The 21,085-nt window shown below is 37.6% G+C and carries 24 protein-coding genes; 10 read left to right on the top strand and 14 right to left on the bottom strand.

The window, feature by feature from the left end:
* Positions 1-514: 514 nt before the first annotated feature.
* Positions 515-1,405, bottom strand: coding sequence for a polyphosphate kinase 2 family protein (locus tag ABR854_RS15015; protein WP_350266229.1), 891 nt, complete (start codon positions 1,403-1,405; stop codon positions 515-517).
* Positions 1,406-1,590: 185 nt separating this feature from the next.
* On the opposite strand from ABR854_RS15015, the gene msrA reads away from it, so the two are divergent.
* Complete coding sequence (msrA, locus tag ABR854_RS15020) at positions 1,591-2,163, top strand: peptide-methionine (S)-S-oxide reductase MsrA (protein WP_350266230.1); 573 nt, start codon at positions 1,591-1,593, stop codon at positions 2,161-2,163.
* Between the two features lie 4 nt (positions 2,164-2,167).
* Here msrA and ABR854_RS15025 read toward each other — a convergent pair whose 3' ends face one another.
* A complete protein-coding gene (locus ABR854_RS15025) occupies positions 2,168-2,842 on the bottom strand; it encodes a nitroreductase family protein (RefSeq protein WP_350266231.1) in 675 nt (224 codons plus the stop codon).
* 226 nt (positions 2,843-3,068) lie between these two features.
* Here ABR854_RS15025 and ABR854_RS15030 point away from each other — a divergent pair, with 226 nt between their 5' ends.
* The 6 genes from ABR854_RS15030 to ABR854_RS15055 all read left to right on the top strand — a co-directional run bounded on the left by ABR854_RS15030 (position 3,069) and on the right by ABR854_RS15055 (position 7,144).
* Positions 3,069-3,692: a lipoprotein gene (locus ABR854_RS15030; protein ID WP_350266232.1), complete on the top strand. Its 624-nt coding sequence runs from the start codon at positions 3,069-3,071 to the stop codon at positions 3,690-3,692.
* 78 nt (positions 3,693-3,770) lie between these two features.
* Complete coding sequence (locus tag ABR854_RS15035) at positions 3,771-4,493, top strand: hypothetical protein (RefSeq protein ID WP_350266233.1); 723 nt, start codon at positions 3,771-3,773, stop codon at positions 4,491-4,493.
* Positions 4,420-4,812, top strand: coding sequence for a membrane protein insertion efficiency factor YidD (gene yidD, locus ABR854_RS15040; protein WP_350266234.1), 393 nt, complete (start codon positions 4,420-4,422; stop codon positions 4,810-4,812). The genes ABR854_RS15035 and yidD overlap by 74 nt, the downstream gene beginning before the upstream one ends.
* 2 nt (positions 4,813-4,814) lie before the next feature.
* Complete coding sequence (locus tag ABR854_RS15045) at positions 4,815-5,642, top strand: tetratricopeptide repeat protein (protein ID WP_350266235.1); 828 nt, start codon at positions 4,815-4,817, stop codon at positions 5,640-5,642.
* A gap of 10 nt (positions 5,643-5,652) precedes the next feature.
* A complete protein-coding gene (locus ABR854_RS15050; RefSeq protein WP_350266236.1) occupies positions 5,653-6,492 on the top strand; it encodes a tetratricopeptide repeat protein in 840 nt (279 codons plus the stop codon).
* A gap of 133 nt (positions 6,493-6,625) precedes the next feature.
* Entirely contained in the window at positions 6,626-7,144 is a 519-nt protein-coding gene (locus ABR854_RS15055; RefSeq protein WP_350266237.1) for a hypothetical protein, read from the top strand.
* A 54-nt stretch (positions 7,145-7,198) separates the two neighbouring features.
* Here ABR854_RS15055 and ABR854_RS15060 read toward each other — a convergent pair whose 3' ends face one another.
* The 5 genes from ABR854_RS15060 to ABR854_RS15080 form a co-directional block, all read right to left on the bottom strand.
* The gene (locus ABR854_RS15060) at positions 7,199-7,858 is read right to left on the bottom strand and encodes a 3-keto-disaccharide hydrolase (RefSeq protein WP_350266238.1); all 660 of its coding nucleotides are present in this window, start codon (positions 7,856-7,858) and stop codon (positions 7,199-7,201) included.
* Between the two features lie 122 nt (positions 7,859-7,980).
* Complete coding sequence (locus ABR854_RS15065; RefSeq protein ID WP_350266239.1) at positions 7,981-8,997, bottom strand: WD40/YVTN/BNR-like repeat-containing protein; 1,017 nt, start codon at positions 8,995-8,997, stop codon at positions 7,981-7,983.
* Between the two features lie 220 nt (positions 8,998-9,217).
* The gene (rnc, locus tag ABR854_RS15070; protein ID WP_350266240.1) at positions 9,218-9,964 is read right to left on the bottom strand and encodes a ribonuclease III; all 747 of its coding nucleotides are present in this window, start codon (positions 9,962-9,964) and stop codon (positions 9,218-9,220) included.
* A gap of 9 nt (positions 9,965-9,973) precedes the next feature.
* A complete protein-coding gene (fabF, locus tag ABR854_RS15075) occupies positions 9,974-11,221 on the bottom strand; it encodes a beta-ketoacyl-ACP synthase II (protein WP_350266241.1) in 1,248 nt (415 codons plus the stop codon).
* Positions 11,222-11,333: 112 nt separating this feature from the next.
* Entirely contained in the window at positions 11,334-11,570 is a 237-nt protein-coding gene (locus ABR854_RS15080) for an acyl carrier protein (RefSeq protein ID WP_188767452.1), read from the bottom strand.
* Positions 11,571-11,811: 241 nt separating this feature from the next.
* Between ABR854_RS15080 and kdsA the strand changes: the two genes are divergently transcribed.
* Positions 11,812-12,621, top strand: a complete 810-nt coding sequence (gene kdsA, locus ABR854_RS15085; RefSeq protein WP_350266242.1) for a 3-deoxy-8-phosphooctulonate synthase — start codon at positions 11,812-11,814, stop codon at positions 12,619-12,621.
* 133 nt (positions 12,622-12,754) lie between these two features.
* Complete coding sequence (locus ABR854_RS15090; protein WP_350266243.1) at positions 12,755-13,084, top strand: DUF3467 domain-containing protein; 330 nt, start codon at positions 12,755-12,757, stop codon at positions 13,082-13,084.
* A gap of 126 nt (positions 13,085-13,210) precedes the next feature.
* Here ABR854_RS15090 and ABR854_RS15095 read toward each other — a convergent pair whose 3' ends face one another.
* The 7 genes from ABR854_RS15095 to ABR854_RS15125 form a co-directional block, all read right to left on the bottom strand.
* Positions 13,211-14,344 (bottom strand): DmpA family aminopeptidase, encoded by a 1,134-nt coding sequence (locus tag ABR854_RS15095; protein WP_350266244.1) that lies wholly within the window; start codon positions 14,342-14,344, stop codon positions 13,211-13,213.
* A gap of 179 nt (positions 14,345-14,523) precedes the next feature.
* Positions 14,524-15,159: a hypothetical protein gene (locus tag ABR854_RS15100; protein WP_350266245.1), complete on the bottom strand. Its 636-nt coding sequence runs from the start codon at positions 15,157-15,159 to the stop codon at positions 14,524-14,526.
* A 14-nt stretch (positions 15,160-15,173) separates the two neighbouring features.
* The gene (locus ABR854_RS15105) at positions 15,174-16,457 is read right to left on the bottom strand and encodes an LVIVD repeat-containing protein (RefSeq protein WP_350266246.1); all 1,284 of its coding nucleotides are present in this window, start codon (positions 16,455-16,457) and stop codon (positions 15,174-15,176) included.
* 31 nt (positions 16,458-16,488) lie between these two features.
* Positions 16,489-16,860 carry a hypothetical protein gene (locus ABR854_RS15110; RefSeq protein ID WP_350266247.1) on the bottom strand — a complete coding sequence of 124 codons (372 nt, stop codon included), beginning with the start codon at positions 16,858-16,860 and terminating at the stop codon, positions 16,489-16,491.
* 75 nt (positions 16,861-16,935) lie between these two features.
* Positions 16,936-18,156, bottom strand: coding sequence for a serpin family protein (locus ABR854_RS15115; protein ID WP_350266248.1), 1,221 nt, complete (start codon positions 18,154-18,156; stop codon positions 16,936-16,938).
* A 74-nt stretch (positions 18,157-18,230) separates the two neighbouring features.
* Positions 18,231-18,683, bottom strand: coding sequence for an META domain-containing protein (locus ABR854_RS15120; protein ID WP_350266249.1), 453 nt, complete (start codon positions 18,681-18,683; stop codon positions 18,231-18,233).
* Between the two features lie 8 nt (positions 18,684-18,691).
* Positions 18,692-19,108 (bottom strand): hypothetical protein, encoded by a 417-nt coding sequence (locus tag ABR854_RS15125; protein ID WP_350266250.1) that lies wholly within the window; start codon positions 19,106-19,108, stop codon positions 18,692-18,694.
* Positions 19,109-19,347: 239 nt separating this feature from the next.
* Between ABR854_RS15125 and ggt the strand changes: the two genes are divergently transcribed.
* Positions 19,348-21,042, top strand: coding sequence for a gamma-glutamyltransferase (gene ggt, locus ABR854_RS15130; protein WP_350266292.1), 1,695 nt, complete (start codon positions 19,348-19,350; stop codon positions 21,040-21,042).
* Positions 21,043-21,085: the final 43 nt, after the last annotated feature.

Raw genomic sequence — 21,085 nt, forward strand, 5'->3', positions numbered from 1 at the left:
GCAGATATAATTCTGCGTCCTGCTAATATGATACAAATGTAAAAAATGACCCTCAATATTGCCCTCAAAGTTGAAAAAATATGTGAAAATGTATATTTTATGAACCTTTAAAATAATAAATATAAATCACTTATTATTAGTGTTTTAAGTAATAATGTTACCGTTTAATAATATCGCATTTTAATTGTTATTTTATTTTTATACGTAATTAATAAATTCCTTTAAATCAAATTTCTTCAACAAAAATTTTATGATTTTATTGTATAGTTGATTTTAATTTTGGATGATTTATATGAATGATTAAAGATTTTTGGAAAAATTCACACAAAAATCAAACGTGTATATGTATAAATGTTTTTATGTACTACTCACACGGTCAAAAAAATATATAAATGAGAAATTAGATGTTTCTTAAAATAAAAACCTTGTAAGTTACTTATTATTAGTGTTTTAAGTAGAAATGTTACCGTTTAATAATATCGCTTTATGTTGTTTATTTTGTTTTTATGCGAAATTAAATATTGTCTTGTAATCGGATTTTTTTAATTAAACTTTTTAGTGTTGCTTGTCTTTCCGCATCAGATTTTGGATAATTAATATCAAGCGATTTTAGTTTTTGGGTTAGAATACTCGCAACAATTAAACGCATATTTTTCTTATCATCAGCCGGAATGATATACCATGGACACCCCTCGGTCGAAGTAGCGTTGATAGCATCTTCATACGCTTTTTGGTAGTTGTTCCAAAACTCTCTTTCTTTTACATCTTGTTCTTCAAACTTCCAATTTTTTGAAGGGTCTTCAATCCTTTCAATGAGCCTTTCAGATTGTTCTTTTTTTGAAACATTCAGAAAAAACTTCACAAGATGAATACCGTTTCGAGTAAGGTATTTTTCTAAATTAGTAATATCTTCATACCTATTTTTCCATACTTCGTCTAAGTCGCCAGAGATTTCGACAGGGAGCCGTTGGTTATTTATAAGTATTTCTGGATGAACTTTTACTACCAAAACTTCTTCATAATAAGAACGATTGAAAACCGTAATTGTTCCACGTTCGGGCAATTGCATATTGGTTCGCCACAAAAAATCGTGGTCAAGCTCAGTTTCAGTTGGACGTTTAAAAGAATAAATCCTAATTCCTTGTGGGTTGACTCCTGAGAAGACTGCTTTCAATGTTACATCTTTTCCTGCGGCATCCATTGCCTGAAAAATAACCAACAGACCGTATTTATTATGAGCAAACATTTTTTCTTGTAGCTCGTCAAGTTCAGTCTGAAGGGACTTTAAAGCTATCTCATAATCTTCTTTATCATCATAAAAATCATTAACTTTGGTCTCAGATTTTTTAATCGAAAATTTGCCTTTACCGTTAAACTTAAAGTCATCAATATCAATTTTCTTCATTGGATTGTAGATTTTGCTATGAAATGTAGCGTGATGGTTTCTTAAAGAGTTAATTTAAAATTTGATAGTAAGGAAACATAACCCAAAAGTAAATTGTTAAAATGAAATACAATGTCCCACTAATTGTACTTCTGTTTATTGGATACTTGTCCAATGCTCAAGTCGTAAAAAACAAAGTTAAGAAAATGAATCAAGAAAATGTAAAAGAAGAGATTTCATCACTATCAACATATAAAGTAGCTACTTTGGCGGCAGGATGTTTTTGGTGTGTTGAAGCAGTGTTTCAAAAATTGAAGGGTGTTGAAAAAGTAGAGTCAGGTTATATGGGTGGTACGCTCAAAAATCCTACTTACAAAGATGTCTGTACTGGCCAAACGGGCCATGCCGAAGTTTGTCAGATTACTTACAATCCTAATATTATATCCTTTGAAGAGCTATTGGAGGTATTTTGGAAGACCCACGACCCAACTACTCTTAATCGTCAAGGTGGAGATATTGGTACACAATATCGCTCGGCTGTATTTTACCATGACGCTACTCAAAAGCAAATTGCTGAAAACATCAAAAATGACTTGGCCCAGTCAGGTGCTTATGATGCTCCAATAGTTACGACATTTGAACCAGCCAGTATTTTTTACAAGGCCGAAAATTATCACCAAGATTACTTCAACTTAAACGGTTCTAACCCATATTGCCAAATGGTGGTAAAACCAAAAGTTGAGAAATTTAAAAAAGTTTTTAGTGATAGAATTAAATAAGAAATTACTTATACCAAATAAGCACTTCCTCTTTGTTCTTTCTTCGGATGTCAGGTACAGTCGCTTCGTCGGCAGGATAACCAACGGGTATCAATAAGAAAGGACGTTCATTAGCAGGACGGTTTAAAATCTTAGTCAGAAAATCCATTGGGCTTGGCGTGTGCGTAAGTGCAACCAAGCCCAACGTATGTATAGCCGTTAGTAAAAATCCACACGCAAGGCCGACTGATTCATTGACATAATAATTTTGGTGTTTCTTCCCCCCTATTTCAAATTCGTATGCTCGCTTGAAAACGATAATCAAATACGGAGCAATTTCTAAAAAAGGTTTTTGCCAATCAGTGGCAAATGGTTTTAGGTCTTCTTTCCATTCTTCCGACATCCTACTTTCATAACTAATGCGTTCCTCTTCTTCGGCAGCAATTCTGATTTGTTTTTTTAGTTCGGGTGATGAAACTACACAAAATGTCCACGGTTGTTTATTTGCTCCTGATGGTGCAGTTGAAGCTGCCATTACCAAATTTTCAATTACTTCTGCTGGAAAAGATTTCTCAGAAAAAAACCTTAATGAGCGACGTTTGTTGAGAGCCAGCAAAATATCTTCCGATTCAGCAATCAATTTTTCTTCACTCAAATTTAATGCGTTTGAATAGCTTATATGATTATGTTCAGATTCCATAGAAATATTTTTTTTGACCGTTAAGTAAATTTTTTTTCAATTTTAATTGGACAGAAAATGCAAAGATAAAATTTTTGCGTTCATTTGCATTTTATGAAAGTCAATGGTGAACATTAGATTTATCATAAAAAAAGAGTTTTATATTCAATATCACTTTGTAAATCAATTTTAAATTTTATTTTTGTAACTAATAATCATTCTCTTAACAATTAAACCATTTGTTCGTATGAAAAAATTAATCCTATTCCTTTCTGCAATCGTAGTATTAGCTTCTTGCCAAAAGAAAGAATATGCTTCTTTCCAAAAGAGCAACACTCCAACTTATGCAGTTGCTAAAAAACAAGTAGTAGCAGCTCAACCAACTACTGAAGTAGCTGTTGTTGAAGAGGCAACTTCTTCGATTGTAGCTCCAACTGAAGCAACGTTATCGGCAGATAATTCAATAGCAGTAGCTTCTTTAAGTACTGAAACTACTCCTGCTCCAGCAGTTGCTGAAAGCCAAGTAATGACTTTCAACGAGCAAGCAGTTAATGCAGAGTTTGAAAAATTGAATAAATTAGAAGAATTTGTTGCTGCAAACGAAGGCGTAACAATTGAAGATGTTCAGAATACAGAACTTACTCAAGATTTGAAATTAGATACAAACGTAACAAATGCAGTTGCTGCTGGAGAGTTACCATTGGGAATTCCTGCATTCTGGTGGGGTTGTGTACTTGGTTTACTTGGTGTTTTGGCAGTATATTTAATTACTGACAAAGACAAAGAACAAACTAAGAAGGCATTATATGGCTGTTTAGCTTGGACTGTTCTATGGGTAGTTTACTACGTTGTAGTATTAGCTGCATTCTAATCAATAAATATTAGTATCTTAAAAAATAGCCCAAATCAAAAGATTGGGCTATTTTTGTTTTTTGACAAAATTGATTTTATGAAAAAAATACTGTTTCTATTATTATTTGGAGTATTGACCGCTCATGCCCAACAATTTTACAGAATTAAAGCCGACGTATCAATAAAGGATAAACTTTCAAACGGCTCTTATCGCCTAACTGTTGGAAAAGTTTATTATGATAAAACATCCTTAAAGGTAATTTATAAACTTACTTTTCCACAGAAAGAAACCATAATAATTAAAGATACAACCCTTTACAAAATTACAAAAGATAGTGTGTTAGTTCAGAGTGTATTGGCTTCAAACGAATTCTCAATCTTTCATTTAGCTCTATCAGGAAAATTGGCTGACTATGGGCTAAATTCTGGAAACGTGGCTAAAATTTATAAAATATCAAAAGTAGAAAAAGATAAGGATGGTAGGGTAATTACGACTTGGAGTGTCATAGAAAAACAACTGATGAAAACTCTCGGAAAAATAAAAATGGCTAATGTGAATAAAAAATTAGATGCAATTGCCTTTTATGACCCTAAAGATAAGTTGCTTAGCCAGCAGTTTTTCAAGGAGTATTCAAACTTTTACGGAGTTGAATTTCCGAAGCAAGTAACACAGATATCGTATAATACCGATGGTACGCAGAATATTCAGCAAACAACATATAAGAACATTATCATAGACCAAGAAGATGAAAACGAAATCTATAACTATCCTATTCCTTCTGTCACTAAGTCTAAGCTTTCAGCTAAAAGCCCAAAGTAAAGCAGATGTAAACCTACTTCGTGGGGTAATTCAAACTCCTCAAAAAAGGTTATATAAAGAAGCCAAAGGAAATCGTAATGAGGTTCAGTATTTGTTTTCTGGCTTATTTCTTTTTTATAAAACCTTTTTCTCTTCTCAAGACCTAACGGTATGTACATTTACGCCATCTTGTTCTGAATTTGGAATTTTGGCGGTGAAGAAAAGCGGAGTTGTAATGGGCGGAATAAAAACAATGGATAGGCTCACTCGGTGCAATGGCCTTAGTCCTGAAAAATATGCAATTGATTTTAAAGAGAAATTACTGATAGATAAACCTTAAAAATGAAAAAAAAACTTTTAATACTTTTTATAATAATTTATAGTACAAAAGTATTCTCCCAAGACCTTTATAATTTTGAAAACACAAAGAAATTTGCCGAATACTTAGCCAAATCTGGTCAATATGATTTGGCTACAAGAGAGTTTGAACGCTTAACTTTTATGTCACCCGAAAATGATACTTTGAAGACATCTCTCCTATCGATGTATCGCCGTTCTGGAAAATACGACGAGGCACTCCTCCGTGGCAAACAACTCTATCCCGAACTTACAACCATGAGTGCATCATCAGCCGTTGAGTATGGCCGAACATTGCTTTTGAAATCTGAGTATAAATCAGCCAAAAGCTTTTGGGATGCTAACTTAAAATTATCGTCAGCCGATAAAATAATTCTTTCAGCTACTTCGGATATTCTACAAGATAATTATAAAAGTGCCAATGACTTACTACAATCTGTAAAACCAGAAGACCACCGCTTGGCTACCAACTATAAAGAATTGGCTGAACAAGCGATGGAAATCAAGCGTAAAAGTCCAGCCGTTGCTGGTATTATGTCGGCAATTATTCCTGGTACAGGGCGTATGTATGTAAAAGATTGGAAAGATGGAATTGTATCGCTTTTCTTTGTCGGTACAATGGCTTTTCAGTCGGTAAGAGGTTTCAATAAAAGTGGAGTCAAAAGTACAAGAGGTTGGATTTACGGTGGAATTGGTTTTGGTTTTTATTTAGGAAATATCTATGGTTCGGTTGTTTCGGCTAAAGGTTACAACAAAAAAAGTCATTTAGGTATCCGAACCAAAATCGAGAATCTTTTTAATAGTTATTATTGAGCTGGTAATTATGCAAAAAATACTTTTAATACTTTTTATATTAATATCACAAATTTCTTTTTCGCAAGATCTCAAACAAAGTTTTGACTTTGCGAATGAACTCTTTGCTAAGAAAGATTATACAGGTGCTGGTATAACGTACAGAAGGGTGATTTATTTCGATAAAGCAGAGATTTACCGAAAAGATTGTTATAAAAATATAGCAGATTGTCTCTACGAAACACAACAGTTTGAGGAAGCTGCCGATTATTATGAATTAGCTTTTTTTCAACAAAAAACCGATAGTGCAAAAGCTGAAGTGATATTCAAAAAAATGTCTTGTTATCTGATTTTAAATAATTTTGAATACGCCGAAATAGAACTACTTAATTTACCATCAAACTTAAACGCAGAACAAAACAATAAAAAAGTATTCTACTCTGCTGTTTTAAACTTTTCAATTGAAAAATACGATTTAGCAAAAACACAATTTTTGTCTTTGATTGACTCAACGAATACAGCATCAAAGAAAAAAATAGAACAGCTATTCATCAAAAATGAAAAAATTAATAAATTAAATCCACGTACTGCACGAATCATGAGTATGATTATTCCTGGTCTTGGACAGTTCTATGCGGGCGATATAAAAAACGGAACAAACTCTATCATACTTACTTTAGGCATTGCCACTTGGGGAATCGTGACGGCGGTTAAAAGTACAAGTCCGTTTGATGTTTTAGTAACAGCTGCTCCGTGGTTTCAGAGATACTATATGGGAGGGTACAAGAAAGCAGAGCAAATTGCGATTAATGAAAAAAAGAAACGTCGCTCAAAGGTTTATAACCAAATTTTGGATGAAATTTCAAAGTAAAGATTTTTACTTATCGGATTTCCGACCGCTTAATTGATTTTTAGGTCATTTTTCCGATTTTACTTTTGTTATGAAAATACCAATGTCTAAATTTCGGACTTTAAAAAAAGTGTCCATAAAAATTAAAATTATCATGAAAAAATTACTTTCATTTTTATTCATTACAGCATTATGTTTCTTGTATTCAGAAAACATACATGCACAATCATTCGAGAAGGGTCAAAAGAACTTTAGTGTTGGTGTTGGGGCTGGTTATGGTATCGGGGCTAATGCTTCAGTTGATTATGGTATTTCTGATTTGATTAGTATAGGTGTTATTGGTGCTGTCTCTTCTTACAGTTATGGATATGGTTTCGGTAGCAATTTTCGTCTCACATATATAGGTGTTGGTGGTAGAGGTGCTGTCCACTTTGGAAAATATTTAAAAGAAATAGGCATTAATGAAGAAAAGCTTGACCCATACATTGGTGGAGTTGGTGGTGTACGATTAGCAAGGTATAGTTCAGATTATTCATCTTTTTATACTGAGGCAAATGTAAGACCAATGATTGGCGGTTTCATCGGAGCAAGATATTACTTTAAAGAAAAAATGGCTATATATGCCGAGGCTGGAACACCATATAGTTCACTTGGTATTTCTATCAAATTTTAAGAAGTCAGTATATAACAAAAAAGGAGAGCCGTTGAAAGCTCTCCTTTTTTGTTATTATAACTCTTTTATTTTGATACTCTTGAACGAAACCATATCTCCGTGGTCTTGAAGGGCAATTTTGCCTTTTGCGTGAGCTTTGGCAAACTCCCAGTTGGCAAATTTACTTCTGGCTACCATCACCTGCCAATCTGTGCTACCGTATTCGTATTCAACCATTTTTTTGCCGTTGAGCCAATGTTCAACGTGGTTATCTTTTACGATGATTTTGCCGGTATTCCACTGCCCTGCTGGCTTTACAACCGTTAAGTCGGCAGGTACTTGCATATCATAGTTTGCAGCAGTTTTCTGCACATCTTTTATCGGCGAAGGATAATTCTTATCATCAATGATTTGGTACTCAGGCCCTGACATATAAGAAGCTTGTGCCTCTGGTGTTTCAAGTACTTTATAAATAACACCACTATTGCCCTTAGGTGCAGCTTTAAATTCAAAGGTCAGTTCAAAGTCTTCGTATTCTTTATCGGTTACTAAATCGCCGTTGCCTCCGTGCGTCATTAATATGCCATCCATCACGTGCCAACCCTTAACAGTTGTTTCGTGCCATGTATGCCAACCTTTGGTGGTTTTACCATCAAATAAGTTTACTGTTTTGCCTTTTTGGGCATAAGCAAATGTGCTACAAGCAACAAGTGCCAAAACCATTACTTTTTTCATTGTTTTAGAGCGTTGAATTTTAAATTTTTTGAAAGACCTACTTTGTATCTTTGAAAGTTTTTAAAATTAAGAATATGCTTTTGAATTAGCAAATTTGCTGCAATCGAAAGAAAGAATATAAGTTACTTACCCGCAGATAAATGATTGATGCGATTTTCTTCAACGATTTTTAAAAGAAGAATTGTTCTGGCACTACCAATTGAAATAGCAGTGTTAGGAGATGTAAAAACTGTTTCGTAGATATTAAATGCTTTGTTAAGTTTTTCGCCAAAGACTTTGTAGTTACCCGTTTTATCGCCCAAAACAACTTGACCATTGCAGGCTGAATAAATTTCGTATTTTTCGTTGGCTACACGCCCCCAAAGCAAACCAGAGGTAGGAATCTCCAACTTTTGCTTTTGATTGTGAATACGGCCTTTTTTGCCCATCCATCCGCCCATTGCAATAAAGTCTTTGGAGTTTTCAAATTGAATTTCGTGGAAGATACTATTACCTATTTTCTGTTTCTTTCCCCACTGCTCATTTTCAAAAGCATACAAATGAGTTTTATTAGGTGTGTACATCAAAGCATAAACCTTTTTGTCGAACTCATTGTACTTAACGCACCAAACCATCTTGAAAGCATTCTGATACACCCGTTTCCAAGTTTTGCCCTTATCGGTTGTTTTCAGAATAAAACCAAACGGAACTGTCTTTTCGGAATGAGCAATTGCGGAGTTCCCACCACAAATAAAAGCAGTTGAGTCATTCACAACCGTGAGGTTATAAAAACACGCTTTTTCGTAGCCTTTAATTTTGATTGTTTCCCAAGTATTGGTTGTCAGATTATGTCTGTAAACGATGCCTTTGTCGCCACTGATAATTAGATTTTCTTTATCGAAATGGTCTAATTTGTAAATATCAACGTTTTCGCTTGGGTAGCTAATGTTAGAAAGATTTCCTTCGGAGTCGATAGATTTTAATGTGCCGTACTTACCTCCTATCCAAAACTTATCACCTACGGGTATGATGTCATAATAAGACGAATCCGAATAAGATGTCCCTTGTTGCAAAACCTGAATATTTACCTTTTGGGAGTACGAAACACCGCAGGTTAAAAATAGTAATAGGCCGAAAGTTATTTTAGGTAAAAGTTTCAACAAATGGCAGCTTATAGGTAATGGTGGTTGAATTCTATCAAATCACAAAAATAGATACTTGTAATGATTATACAAATAAATTCAAATCATTTTACTAAAAGGAAGAACAAACAATAGAAAAATGCAGCAGAAAGCGAGAGAATAAGAATTATCAGCTTCACAGAAGCCCAAGTTATTTATCAATAACAAATATGCTAATAATTAGTATCTATTTACGCAGTTAAGATTTTATATCCAAAGCTTCGCAAGCTCGGCGTGCAGCTTCCTGTTCGGCTTTCTTTTTATTCCATCCCCCACCCTTACTCACGGCTTCGCCATCGACCGAAACTTGAGCCACAAATTCTTTGTGATGATGTTTACCATTTTCTTGTATAATCTCGAATGTAACACGTTTTCCCTCTTGCTGCGACCAGCTGAGTAAAATACTTTTGTAGTTTGTATTGGTTTGAATGACCGTATCAAGGTCGAAGTAGTTAGCGAGAAGTTTTTTCAAGATAAACTTTTTCGTAAACCGAAATCCCTTATCTAAGTAAATTGCCCCAATGAGAGCCTCCATGGCATCGCCATACATGGAAGTACGGTTGTGAGCGACTCTTTGTCCATCGAATTCAATGAGTCGCTCTAAACCTATTTTTCTTGCGAGAACATTTAAAGACTCACGGTTGACAATACGAGAACGAATCTCGGTCAAGAAACCTTCATCTTTAAAAGGATATTTTTTGAAAAGGTATTCAGCCACAATCATCCCTAAAACCGAATCACCGAGGTATTCAAGTCTTTCGTTCGATTCTCTGAAACCACCAATGTTTGTTTCTTTCGAAGCAGACGTATGTCTAAAAGCAAGTTGATAGAGCAACGGATTTCCTGGTTTTGCACCAATTATCTGCTCCACCGATTTTCTAAAACTGCGTTCTTTTGCATCAGTCTTGAAAAACCCCCAAAATGAATTACTTACTTCCGACAACACGATTCGTAATTAAATTTTCTTAAATATCAACGTAGCATTATGCCCACCGAAACCAAAACAATTACTCAAAACTACATCTATTTTTCGAGCTTTCGCAACATTTGGTGTCAAATCTATTCGAGGGTCAATTGACTCATCAATATTGAAGAGATTGATTGTTGGTGGAACTACTTGATGTTTAATTGCTAAAACTGCCGCAACTGATTCAACCGCACCCGCAGCACCCAGTAAGTGGCCTGTCATTGATTTGGTTGAGCTGATACTCATTTTGTAAGTATGGTCGCCGAAAAGTTTTTCGATTGCCTTAATTTCTTGCGGGTCGCCCAATGGAGTTGATGTACCGTGCGTATTGATATAGTCAACTTCTTCTGGTTTGATACCTGCATCTTCAAGGGCATCAACCATTGATAAATATGCTCCTTCGCCTTCTGGGTGTGGAGCCGTAATGTGATACGCATCAGAAGACATACCACCACCGATGATTTCACAATAGATTTTAGCTCCACGAGCCACAGCGTGTTCGTATTCTTCAAGAATCAAGGCTGCACCGCCATCGCCCAATACAAAACCATCACGGTCTTTATCGTACGGACGAGAGCCTGTTGCTGGGTCGTCGTTTCTTTCTGACATAGCACGAAGTCCATTGAACCCACCGATACCCGCTTGAGTTACGGCTGCTTCTGAGCCACCCGAAACACAAACGTTGATTCTGCCTAAACGGATGTAGTTGAAGGCATCAATGATAGCATTATTAGTGGAAGCACAAGCTGAAACCGTGATGTAGTTTGGTCCACGGAAACCATATTTGATTGAGATTTGGCCAGAAGCACTATCGGCAATCATTTTAGGAATAAAGAATGGGTTGAACTTCGGAGTTCCGTCGCCGTTCGAGAAATTGATAACTTCTTCTTCAAAAGTTTTCAAACCGCCGATACCCGACCCCCAAATTACGCCAACTTTATTTTTATTGATATTTTCTAAATCAAGACCAGAATCTTTGACGGCCTCATCGGCAACTATCATTGCAAACTGGGTGAATAAGTCCATCTTACGAGCTTCCTGACGTGGAATATACTTCGTAACATCGAAATCTTTTACTTCACAGGCAAATTGCGTACGAAACTTACTCGCATCGAATCTGGTGATGGTAGCTGCTCCACTTTTACCAGTTGAAAGCCCCTGCCAAAATTCTTCTACCGTATTGCCGATAGGTGTTAATGCTCCTAATCCTGTTACAACTACTCGTTTGAATGCCATAAAGTGTAAATGTTTGTGTCAAAGTAAAAAAATACAGAGTTCGAAGTACCGAGTTTAAGGATATGAATACATGGCCAAAAACTCGATACTCGGCACTCGGTACTAAGAATACTTATTTAGAATTTTCTTCCAAGTAAGTGATAGCCTGACCTACTGTCTGGATATTTTCTGCTTGGTCGTCTGGAATAGAGACATTAAATTCTTTTTCAAATTCCATTATCAATTCTACGGTGTCGAGTGAATCGGCTCCTAAGTCATTTGTGAATGAAGCTTCTGGAGTTACTTCTGATACATCAACGCCGAGTTTCTCAACGATAATTTGCGTTACTTTAGTTGCAATTGCTGACATTTTGAACTGTAGTTTGGTGAAAAACGACTGCAAAGAAAACGCTTTTAAACGAAAACAACAAAATACAGGAAATTTTTTTAGTACGAGATTTGTTTAGACCTTTGCAACAGATTTTGTTAAAACGCTTATTTGCAACGAAAAATTAGGCAAAAAGTTATCAAAAATGCTGTATTTGCGTTGAAAAATATTCGGAAAGCAAATAAAAGTATCGTAAATAATAATTATAAAAATATACAAAGCATTGAAAATCAATCATTTAAAAAACCAAGATTCGGGCAATTTTTTTCTAATTGCTGGCCCGTGCGTTGTTGAAGGACGAGACATGGCATTGGAAATTGCCGAGAAAATAAAAACGATTACCGACCGTTTGGCAATTCCGTATATTTTTAAGGCGTCGTACAGAAAAGCGAATCGTACAAAACTTGATTCGTTTACGGGCATTGGCGATGAGTTGGCTTTGGGAATTTTGAAGGAAGTTGGACAAACTTTTGAAGTGCCAACAGTTACGGATATTCATGAATCAGAAGAGGCTGCTTTGGCGGCTCAGTACGTTGATGTTTTGCAGATTCCTGCGTTTCTTTGTCGTCAGACCGAACTTTTGGTAGCTGCTGCAAAAACAGGAAAAGCCGTAAACGTAAAGAAAGGACAATTCATGCACGGTTCAGGAATGGGCTTTGCCGTTGAAAAAGTAAAAGCCGTAAAACCAGATGCTGACGTAATGCTGACTGACCGTGGAAATTCGTTTGGCTATTCAGATATTGTGGTTGATTACAGAAATATCGTTGAAATGAAAGCCTTTGATGTGCCAATCGTTATGGATTGTACGCACTCGCTTCAACAACCGAATCAATCGTCGGGTGTGACGGGCGGAAAACCCGCTCTTATCGAGACGATTGCCAAAGCGGCCATTGCCGTTGGTGCAGATGGTATTTTTATTGAAACACACCCAAATCCTGCCGTAGCGAAGTCGGACGGTGCAAATATGTTGGCACTTGATAAGCTCGAAGGCTTGCTCGAAAAACTATTAAGAGTGCGTGAAGCGGTGAGATAAGAAGCATTTTTTTGAGAAACCTGACCACAGAATAACAAATTAAGGAGGAATTTCATTTTTCAGAAAATGATTTATATATTTGGTTATCCAACCAAATACAATGACTCCCAACTACTTAAATATACAGATAATAATGGCAAAACGCAAAGACATTCAGGACGAACCTGAACAACAAATAAACATTGAGTTATCGGAAGAAATGGCTGAAGGAGTTTACGCAAACTTGGCAATGATAGCTCACTCAAATACTGAATTTGTTATTGATTTTATCAGATTAATGCCTGGTGTGCCGAAAGCAAAAGTGAAATCAAGAGTGATTTTGACCCCCGAACACGCACAACGTTTATTGACTGCGTTACAGGACAATATCGCAAAATACGAAGATAACTTTGGTGCAATTAGAGAAACAAACGAAGCATTACCGTTTCCGATGAATTTCGGTGGCCCAATGGGCGAAGCATAATATTGCCGCTTCCAGTTCGCTGAAAACACAAAAAGCCTCGAATTTCGAGGCTTTTTGTGTTTTCCATGACACGACGAAATAATTTTCATGGCACGCTGTGAGTGTCAATGGTTATCAAAATAGAAACTATTTTACTCGATTATATTTTTTCAGGATTTCTAAAGTTTTATCAATCGGCAAAGCCTCAACTTTCGTGTTTTCAAAACCAGTAAGGGTTTCGGCAGCAAAAAGAGAGTTTATAATAGCCTCTTCGGTTGCTTCAATTACGGCTTCAAAAAGTAGGTCTAAATCGTTGTTTCTGAGTACTTTAAAAGTTTCAAACATCGAATCAGAATTATGAGCGATTCTTAAATCCTCGGCCGTAGAAGCAGCAATTACGTAGTCGCCGCTACCGTTGGCTGCCATTCCGCCAGTTCGACCTAAACCCAACATTGCTCGTGCGGCCAGACGCTTTAAGTTTTTGGCATTGAGTGGAGCGTCAGTCAACACAACAATCATGCACGAGCCATCATCTTTGTAGGCTTCGTCGATTTTGCTGAATTTATGTTTTTTTAGTTCGATACTCACAGGAACGCCATTGACTTGCAAAACTCCACCAAAGTTTGATTGTACTAAAACCCCAACGGTGTAGCCCCCTTTCGATTTTGGAAGAATTCTTGAAGAAGTGCCAATTCCACCCTTGAAACCAAAACAGACTGTTCCTGCACCTGCACCGACGTTACCTTCTTCCACTGCTCCCGTTTGAGCCTTCTTGAGAGCTTCCAGTACGTGTTCTTTGGTTATGAATCTTCTACGTATATCATTTAGTCCACCATCATTGGTTTCGCCTACGATGGGGTTTACGCTTCTGACGTCTTTATTTTCGGGAGATTGAAAAGTATAATCAATAATTGCTGCCGAGGCAGTTGGCACGGAGAGAGTGTTGGTAAGTACGATTGGCGTTTCGATATTGCCCAGTTCTTCAACTTGTGAATAGCCGGCCAGTTTCCCGAAACCATTTCCGATGTGAATGGCCGCTGGAATTTTGTTTTGAAAAATGTTTTTGTCGTGTGGTAAAATGGCCGTTACGCCCGTGTGTACGCCATCAGGTTGGTGGAAAGTAACCTGCCCGACTTTTACGCCCGCAACATCAGTAATGGCATTGAGTTTGCCTGTTCGGAGTACGCCGATTTCGATGCCATAATCTCTTGCTCGCTTTTTCTGAGCAAAAATGGAGGAACTTGATAATAAGCAAAGGAAGAGTAAGAGGGGTTTGTTCATGTTGGTTTTCTTTGGTTGATGATTTTTAGTAAAGATAAAACTTCTATTTAATCAAAACCAAAGAAAACTGTATTTATGGAAATTTACCACGGAGGCACGAATTACATAGATTTTCACAGAACTGCCTCCATGTTAATTCGTGTAATTCGTGCCTCTGTGGTATAATATCAAAGTTAACTTTAAAATTCAATACCAAATCTTACAACCATTCGGCGGTAGTTTCTGACTTCGTTTGATTCGGTCCAGTAAATGGCGTCGCCGTTGCGTGCTTGGGCATATTCGGCACGTTGATAGCGATAACCAAAGTTTAAGAGCCATGCTGAGCCATTTCGCATAGGAAATTTATAACCGATGGTCGGACAAACGATTAGTCCTCCCGAAGTTTTGAAACCCGTATTATCTTCATTGAGCCAAGTGGTAGCATAGCCAACATCAAGGCTTCCGAGCAGAATACTTCCACCTTGCTTTTTCTGCACTAAACTTCTTCTGACTCCTGCCGAAATGGGCATTAAAACCGTTGGGCCATACGAATCAATACCCACGGTTAGACCAGCAGCGGTTTTTGAGTTTAGGTAAACCCCATTGAATGTCTGTAAAGAAAAGTTTACTCTATTTTGAGTTTGGTATTGAATGGGCTGTGGGTAATAGCTACTGTAATAAGCATACGTTTGGAATTTGCTTCGACCCAAGAGAGTGCCGAGTTCGGTTATATTGACAAAAGGGTGTTTTTTGAAGAAACCTTTTGTTTCTTTTTGTCCGAAAGATGGGAAAAAACCAATAATTCCCATCAAAACAAAGATAAATGACTTTTTCATGATTTTGCTTGGGTTTAGTTTTCTCGTTTGACAGGAATGACACTTAACTGCTTCAAACTTTTAGGATTGGAAGTATCATATTGATACAAACCATCTTTACCGACCATCAAAAGGTGCTTTCCTTCGAGTGGAATTACATCGTAGGCATTAATTTTTTCAATGTGTTGTTGGAGCGTGATGTTTGTTGCCGAAGAAGCATCAAACGATTTTAGTCCATATTGACTTTCACAAATAAATAAATTCGGGAAATCAATAGCCAAACCCGCAGGCTGTTGCATCTGATAGCTTTTGATAAGGCTGGGAGAACTAAGATTCGATACGTTGACCACATCAAGCTGATTGGGAGATGCACCACACCAACCTGTGCGAAGCGTCACGTAGGCAATATCGTTGTGTACAACTACGGGGTCGCAGGCACGTGCGTGCTGAAAAATAGATAAACGCTCCGGCTTTTCGGGGTTTTTATTATCGAAAATATACATGCCGGTATTTGAGCCAATGAAAAGTTTGTCTTTATACGGGAAAATAGTTTCGATTCCCCAACCTAAATTGATTTTGTCTTGTTGAGTGGGTTTGTTAAGCGTTTTTACATTGAAAACCAGCAAATCTGACTGCGAAACCGTATAAAGATAATCATCGTAAAGTGTAAAACGAGCCATCGAACCACCCGTTCCTGTTGTTCCTGCGGCACCATTTGCTCCGTTGGTTCCCGATTGTACCGAACCATTCTTAAAAGCCAAATCATAATAGTAAATCGGGTTTACGTTGCTGCCTTGGCCGCAATCGCTACGTACTTTTTCGGTTACAATTTTTATTTCATAATCGGTAACTGTCTGATTTTGAGGGTTGTAGTACCAAGAAATTCCATCGGTTAGACCACTTTGGAAAACATTTTGTACTCGTCCTGTTTCCTTGATTGCCTTTGGATTGGTAATATCGAAAGTGACAATATCCATGTAATTATCGGCATAAAGGGTGTTTTCTTTCACAGCCATATCAACAACGCCAGGAATTTTCAAAAAAGCGATGTTTTGAGGTTGCTGAGGTTTGGTGTTATCAATGATATGAATGCCTTTCTTTATTTCGTTGATAAAAATGTAGTTGTCTTTTACGTAGATTTTTCCAGGGTTTTTCAAATCTTGTGGCGTTTCGGAAGCGATGCCTGAACGAATTTGTTCGAAGCTTAGCACGACAGGCACGGTTGTGCGATAAGTGCGAGTTGTTTCGCAGTCATCGGAGCAAGCTGAGTTGCCAATGGCTAAGCCAATACAACTCATCAGAAGTAAAATGTTTTTCATAATTAGTGTTAGAGAAAGAATATAAAAACAATTATTTTACTCGAATTTTGGTAAGTTTTAGTGGGATTCCAAGTGGCAGAACGGTAGTTGAAACTTCTTTTACTTCACCACTAAAGATTATTTTTAAATCAGTTTGATTTTTCAGCTTGGCAGGAAGATTACCAACTATATATCTTTCAGAAGGATTTGCTACGCACGACAGTGGGTCGAAGCTGTCGGAATCTCCTTCTACAACAATTACGGTCAAATTATTGCCAGCATCCATCAAAAAACCTTTTTGGTTTTTGAGTGTCCTGATGGTTTTTAAGTTGTCGAAATCGCTCACAGAGGCAACGTCGATTGTTTCTTTTTGGCAAGAGAAGAAAACAGATGCACAAATGATAAGGAGTAATAGTTTTTTCATAGTTTTGGGTTTACGAATTAGAAATTCGCTTTTATTTGGTCGGGATTGCAAATCCCGACCAACATTCAGGTTTATTTACAAATTCACAATTTTACCCGCAAAAAGAATCGTATTTGATTGTTTTTCGCTGATAAAGAAAGCAAATGGGCGATTACATATAAATTCGGGTATAGTTGGGTTAAAAGAAGTAAGTTCAACGCCGATAGTCGTGACGGCTGCGGCTTCTGTGCCTTTTTCATCAACGGCTACGAAGGTGTTTTGCTTTACAAATCCCACTTTGAGTTTGCCCGCAGGTGGCGAAATTTTTGATAAATCGGCAAAGTCGCTAAACATGGTTGGCATTCCCATTTTGCTCAGCACGCTGTTTAGATTTGTTTCGTACTCGACTGTGAATTTTGGCAAGCCAATAATTACTTTTTGCTCATCAAGAGCCGTATTTAAGCTTTTCCACTCAGCACTTGACATGGTGTTGATGATGTTTCCAACGGGTGTTTTTTCATCAGGAAGTAAAATTGTCATTACGTAATTTCCACCACCGTAAGCCAATTCAAGTGCTTGATAATTAGAGCGTTTGGCGTATTTTACTTTTTCCTGCATGCTCATCATTTTCACCGATTTTGTGCCAGTTGTTCCTGCAAAATCAGCATCGTGGGTGTTTTCAACCTTGAACGGAATCTTCCAATCTCCTTTGAAATAAAGAGCATTCATCAAAAACATTACATGAGCTGGCTCAATTTGCTCAATTACTTTCTTGATTTTGCCATTTGTATTATCGCTCGCCCATGTATTGATTTTGCCTACGGTTGCAGTATTATTAAAATCTTCGGCATAAGTTTGGGCATTGAAAGATGCTTTCAGAATATCCAAGAAAGATTTTTCTACCGAAAACGTATTTCTGTACCAAACCGAATTAGCAATCGTATTGGTGACTTTTGGGTCAGAGTTTGGCAGATTATCAATCAAATCTTTATAAATACCGTTGGTTGTGGTCAAGTCTGACGACACACGCAAACCCGTTGTTAGTTCTTCTTTTGTTTTGCCATCGGCTCCGTTGGCCAACATTCCGAGTGCAACGTGCAAGCTCAAAGGCGACACAAAATAGTTTTTGTCGGCTTTTTCGGCAGCGTTATGAGTTTTCAAAAAATCGAAAGCAAACTCGCTGGTTTGGTCAGCGAAAGTAGCAGGAATAGCCTTTAAAAGTTGCTTCGGTTTCATAGAGTCTGCGTTATCTTCGTTGCAACTGGCAGCCATCAGAAATAATGCTCCAGCAAGTGTTAGATTTTTGATATTTTTCATTTGTTTGGATTATTTTTAGTCCACAGACGATAGTTTTTATTCTGTTGACAGTCGTCTATGGACTATTGACTAATTTACTTTCTTTCAAAATACATTGCCTCTTTTGTTGGCTTTGAAATATGAAAAATAAGGGTACTTTTATCTTTTAGTTCATAACGCTCAATATTTCGGAGGTTTTCGTAGTAGGCCGCCTCAAATTGATTGGCTTCAAGCGAACCAGCTATTTTGGTGCTTCCAACACCTTCAATCGAAATAGTTTTCTTGTTTTCATCAATTTGAGGAGAGGCAAAGTAGAAATTAACAGATGAGCGACCATTAAAAGCATATTTTCCATCTTCGTCTTTAATTTCGAGGGTAATATCGTAGGCGGGAGTTTTGCCATCGGCATAACTTTTAAATTTCCATTGTCCGAGTAACTCAGACTGTCTTAATGCACTAATTGTCATAGAATCGGCCTCCACCATTTCTTTTGAGCATGCACCCAAAAGTAAAGAGCAGACTATAAGTGTGTTTACTATAATTTTCATCTTAAAATTCATTTTTTAATTCGTTGATAAACTTCGCCAAAGCCATCGTAAAAATTATCGGCGAGTGATAATTCGGAGGCAGATTGGCTCATAATTACTAAGGATGCTCCATCGCTAAACTTGATGAAGTCAACTTGTTCGGCTTTGTAGATAGATTTTCCCTGTGTAATCTGATAAGTACCCGAACTTTCGAGGGTATTGTCTTTGTAGCGAGAAAATTTCAAATCGGCCGTAAGAACTAATTTTCGCTCATAACCTGCCGAGGTAGGAGTAATGGTTTTACCCGCAATTCCACCCGTAGATGATACCCAACGCCATTCACCAACAAGGCCACTGGTACTTTCTTTAGTAGCCGAAACCTCTTCTTTTGTACAAGAAAAAGCAAACAGGACGGAGATAATGAATAAAAAACTTAGCTTTTTCATTTTTGTTATAGATGTAGATTTGATAATTAGAAAAACTGTTGTCCGTGGCCAGTGGACTAAAAAAACTCAGCTTGTCGGGGAGAAGAAAAAGGATTCATTCTCATTTCTTCTCCCACGACGAAACAAAGTGTTTCTGTCTGAGTAAATTACCCTTTTCAGCAATAATGATTCTGGTTTTTAGAATTTGGTTGGAAGCCGTGGCTAAAAAAATTATATTTATGAAAAAATTAACAAACTACATGAAAAAACACCTAACCTTCATTTCACTACTTACTTTTTCGATTTCCAGTTTCGCCCAAGACCGAATGTACGGTAAAACATGGGCGGGCCGCTCCGAAGTAATGGCTCAAAACGGAATGGTTTGTACGTCGCACCCACTTTCTACGCAGGCTGCCATCGAGATTCTTCGTGCGGGCGGAAGTGCCGTTGATGCTGCCATTGCCGCTAATGCCATGGAAGGAATGGTCGAACCGCACGTAAATGGAATTGGAGGCGATATTTTTGCTATCGTTTGGGACGCTAAAACTCAGAAATTATATGGACTAAACGGCTCTGGTCGCTCACCTTATTCGTTGACTCTCGAAGAATTTAAGAAAAGAGGCTTAACGCATATTCCAGCCACAGGCCCTTTGCCAATCAGCGTACCTGGTTGTGTGGATGGTTGGTTTGAGTTGCATAAAAAGTTTGGCAAGTTGCCCATGGAAAAAATATTGTCGCACGCCATTAGCTATGGTAGAAATGGTTTTCCTGTGCATGATGAACTGGCAATGAGTTTGAGAAATGTTCCACGTCTGTACGGAAGTTTTCCAAACATTAAAGAACATTATTATCCGAATGGAGAAGTGCCAAAGAGAGGAGATATTTTCAAGAACCCAAATTTGGCAAATACGTTGGAGAAAATCGCCAAAGGCGGTCGAGATGCTTTTTATAAAGGAGAAATTGCCCAAACGATTGATGCGTTTATGAAGAAAAATGGCGGATTTTTGAGTGCAAAAGACCTTGCCGACCATACTTCAACTTGGATTGAGCCAGTTTCAACCAATTATCGTGGCTATGATGTGTGGGAATTACCACCAAACGGACAAGGAATTGCGGCTTTGCAGATGCTCAATATTTTGGAAGGTTACGATTTCTCAAAAATTCCTTATGGAAGCACCGAACACGTGCATCTTTTCACCGAAGCCAAGAAATTGGTTTTTGAGGACCGTGCAAAATTCTATGCCGACCCCGAATTTGCTAAAATTCCAGTAAAATCATTAATCTCGAAAGAATATGCGGCCGAAAGACGCAAACTTATCGACCCCAATAAAGCAGCCACTCACTACGATGCAGGAAACCCAGCCTTGCGTGAAGGCGATACCATTTACTTGACCGTAGCCGACAAAGACGGAAACATGGTTTCGTTGATTCAGAGTAATTATCGAGGTTTTGGTTCGGGAATGATGCCCGATGGCTTAGGTTTCATTTTCCAAGACCGTGGCGAATTATATAATTTGAAAGAAGGCGAAAACAATACGTATGCTCCGCATAAACGCCCATTTCAGACAATTATTCCTGCATTTGTAACCAAAGATGGCAAGCCATTCATGAGTTTTGGTGTAATGGGCGGTGCATTCCAACCAATGGGACACGTACAGATAATTATGGATGTGGTTGACTTCGGCATGAATCTACAAGAAGCAGGTGATGCTCCAAGACTCAACCACGATGGTTCGTCGGAGCCAACGGGCGAGCCAATGGAAGGCGTTGGCATGATAACGATGGAGTCGGGGATACCTTATGAGACCATCAGAGGTTTGATGCAAAAAGGACATAAAGTTGGCTATACGCTCGGCCAATATGGTGGTTATCAAGCGATTCGCTACGACCCTGTGCGTAAAGTATATTTTGGAGCATCAGAATCTCGAAAAGATGGCCATGCGGCTGGGTTTTGATTGGTTTAAAAGAGAATTTCATAATTCTCTTTTATTTTTGTCA

This window comes from Emticicia sp. W12TSBA100-4, assembly GCF_040253585.1.
GTDB lineage: Bacteria > Bacteroidota > Bacteroidia > Cytophagales > Spirosomataceae > Emticicia.

Bases quoted from the DNA above. Each gene is read 5' to 3' on its own strand.
- ggt (WP_350266292.1), top strand. From the start codon at position 19,348: ATGAAAAAACACCTAACCTTCATTTCACTACTTACTTTTTCGATTTCC.
- ABR854_RS15055 (WP_350266237.1), top strand. From the start codon at position 6,626: ATGAAAAAATTACTTTCATTTTTATTCATTACAGCATTATGTTTCTTG.
- ABR854_RS15035 (WP_350266233.1), top strand. From the start codon at position 3,771: ATGAAAAAAATACTGTTTCTATTATTATTTGGAGTATTGACCGCTCAT.
- ABR854_RS15100 (WP_350266245.1), bottom strand. From the start codon at position 15,159: ATGAAAAAGTCATTTATCTTTGTTTTGATGGGAATTATTGGTTTTTTC.
- ABR854_RS15125 (WP_350266250.1), bottom strand. From the start codon at position 19,108: ATGAAAAAGCTAAGTTTTTTATTCATTATCTCCGTCCTGTTTGCTTTT.
- ABR854_RS15015 (WP_350266229.1), bottom strand. From the start codon at position 1,405: ATGAAGAAAATTGATATTGATGACTTTAAGTTTAACGGTAAAGGCAAA.
- ABR854_RS15095 (WP_350266244.1), bottom strand. From the start codon at position 14,344: ATGAACAAACCCCTCTTACTCTTCCTTTGCTTATTATCAAGTTCCTCC.
- ABR854_RS15050 (WP_350266236.1), top strand. From the start codon at position 5,653: ATGCAAAAAATACTTTTAATACTTTTTATATTAATATCACAAATTTCT.
- msrA (WP_350266230.1), top strand. From the start codon at position 1,591: ATGAATCAAGAAAATGTAAAAGAAGAGATTTCATCACTATCAACATAT.
- ABR854_RS15105 (WP_350266246.1), bottom strand. From the start codon at position 16,457: ATGAAAAACATTTTACTTCTGATGAGTTGTATTGGCTTAGCCATTGGC.
- ABR854_RS15115 (WP_350266248.1), bottom strand. From the start codon at position 18,156: ATGAAAAATATCAAAAATCTAACACTTGCTGGAGCATTATTTCTGATG.
- ABR854_RS15110 (WP_350266247.1), bottom strand. From the start codon at position 16,860: ATGAAAAAACTATTACTCCTTATCATTTGTGCATCTGTTTTCTTCTCT.
- ABR854_RS15080 (WP_188767452.1), bottom strand. From the start codon at position 11,570: ATGTCAGCAATTGCAACTAAAGTAACGCAAATTATCGTTGAGAAACTC.
- ABR854_RS15025 (WP_350266231.1), bottom strand. From the start codon at position 2,842: ATGGAATCTGAACATAATCATATAAGCTATTCAAACGCATTAAATTTG.
- ABR854_RS15045 (WP_350266235.1), top strand. From the start codon at position 4,815: ATGAAAAAAAAACTTTTAATACTTTTTATAATAATTTATAGTACAAAA.
- ABR854_RS15030 (WP_350266232.1), top strand. From the start codon at position 3,069: ATGAAAAAATTAATCCTATTCCTTTCTGCAATCGTAGTATTAGCTTCT.
- ABR854_RS15120 (WP_350266249.1), bottom strand. From the start codon at position 18,683: ATGAAAATTATAGTAAACACACTTATAGTCTGCTCTTTACTTTTGGGT.
- ABR854_RS15090 (WP_350266243.1), top strand. From the start codon at position 12,755: ATGGCAAAACGCAAAGACATTCAGGACGAACCTGAACAACAAATAAAC.
- fabF (WP_350266241.1), bottom strand. From the start codon at position 11,221: ATGGCATTCAAACGAGTAGTTGTAACAGGATTAGGAGCATTAACACCT.
- ABR854_RS15060 (WP_350266238.1), bottom strand. From the start codon at position 7,858: ATGAAAAAAGTAATGGTTTTGGCACTTGTTGCTTGTAGCACATTTGCT.
- yidD (WP_350266234.1), top strand. From the start codon at position 4,420: ATGAAAACGAAATCTATAACTATCCTATTCCTTCTGTCACTAAGTCTA.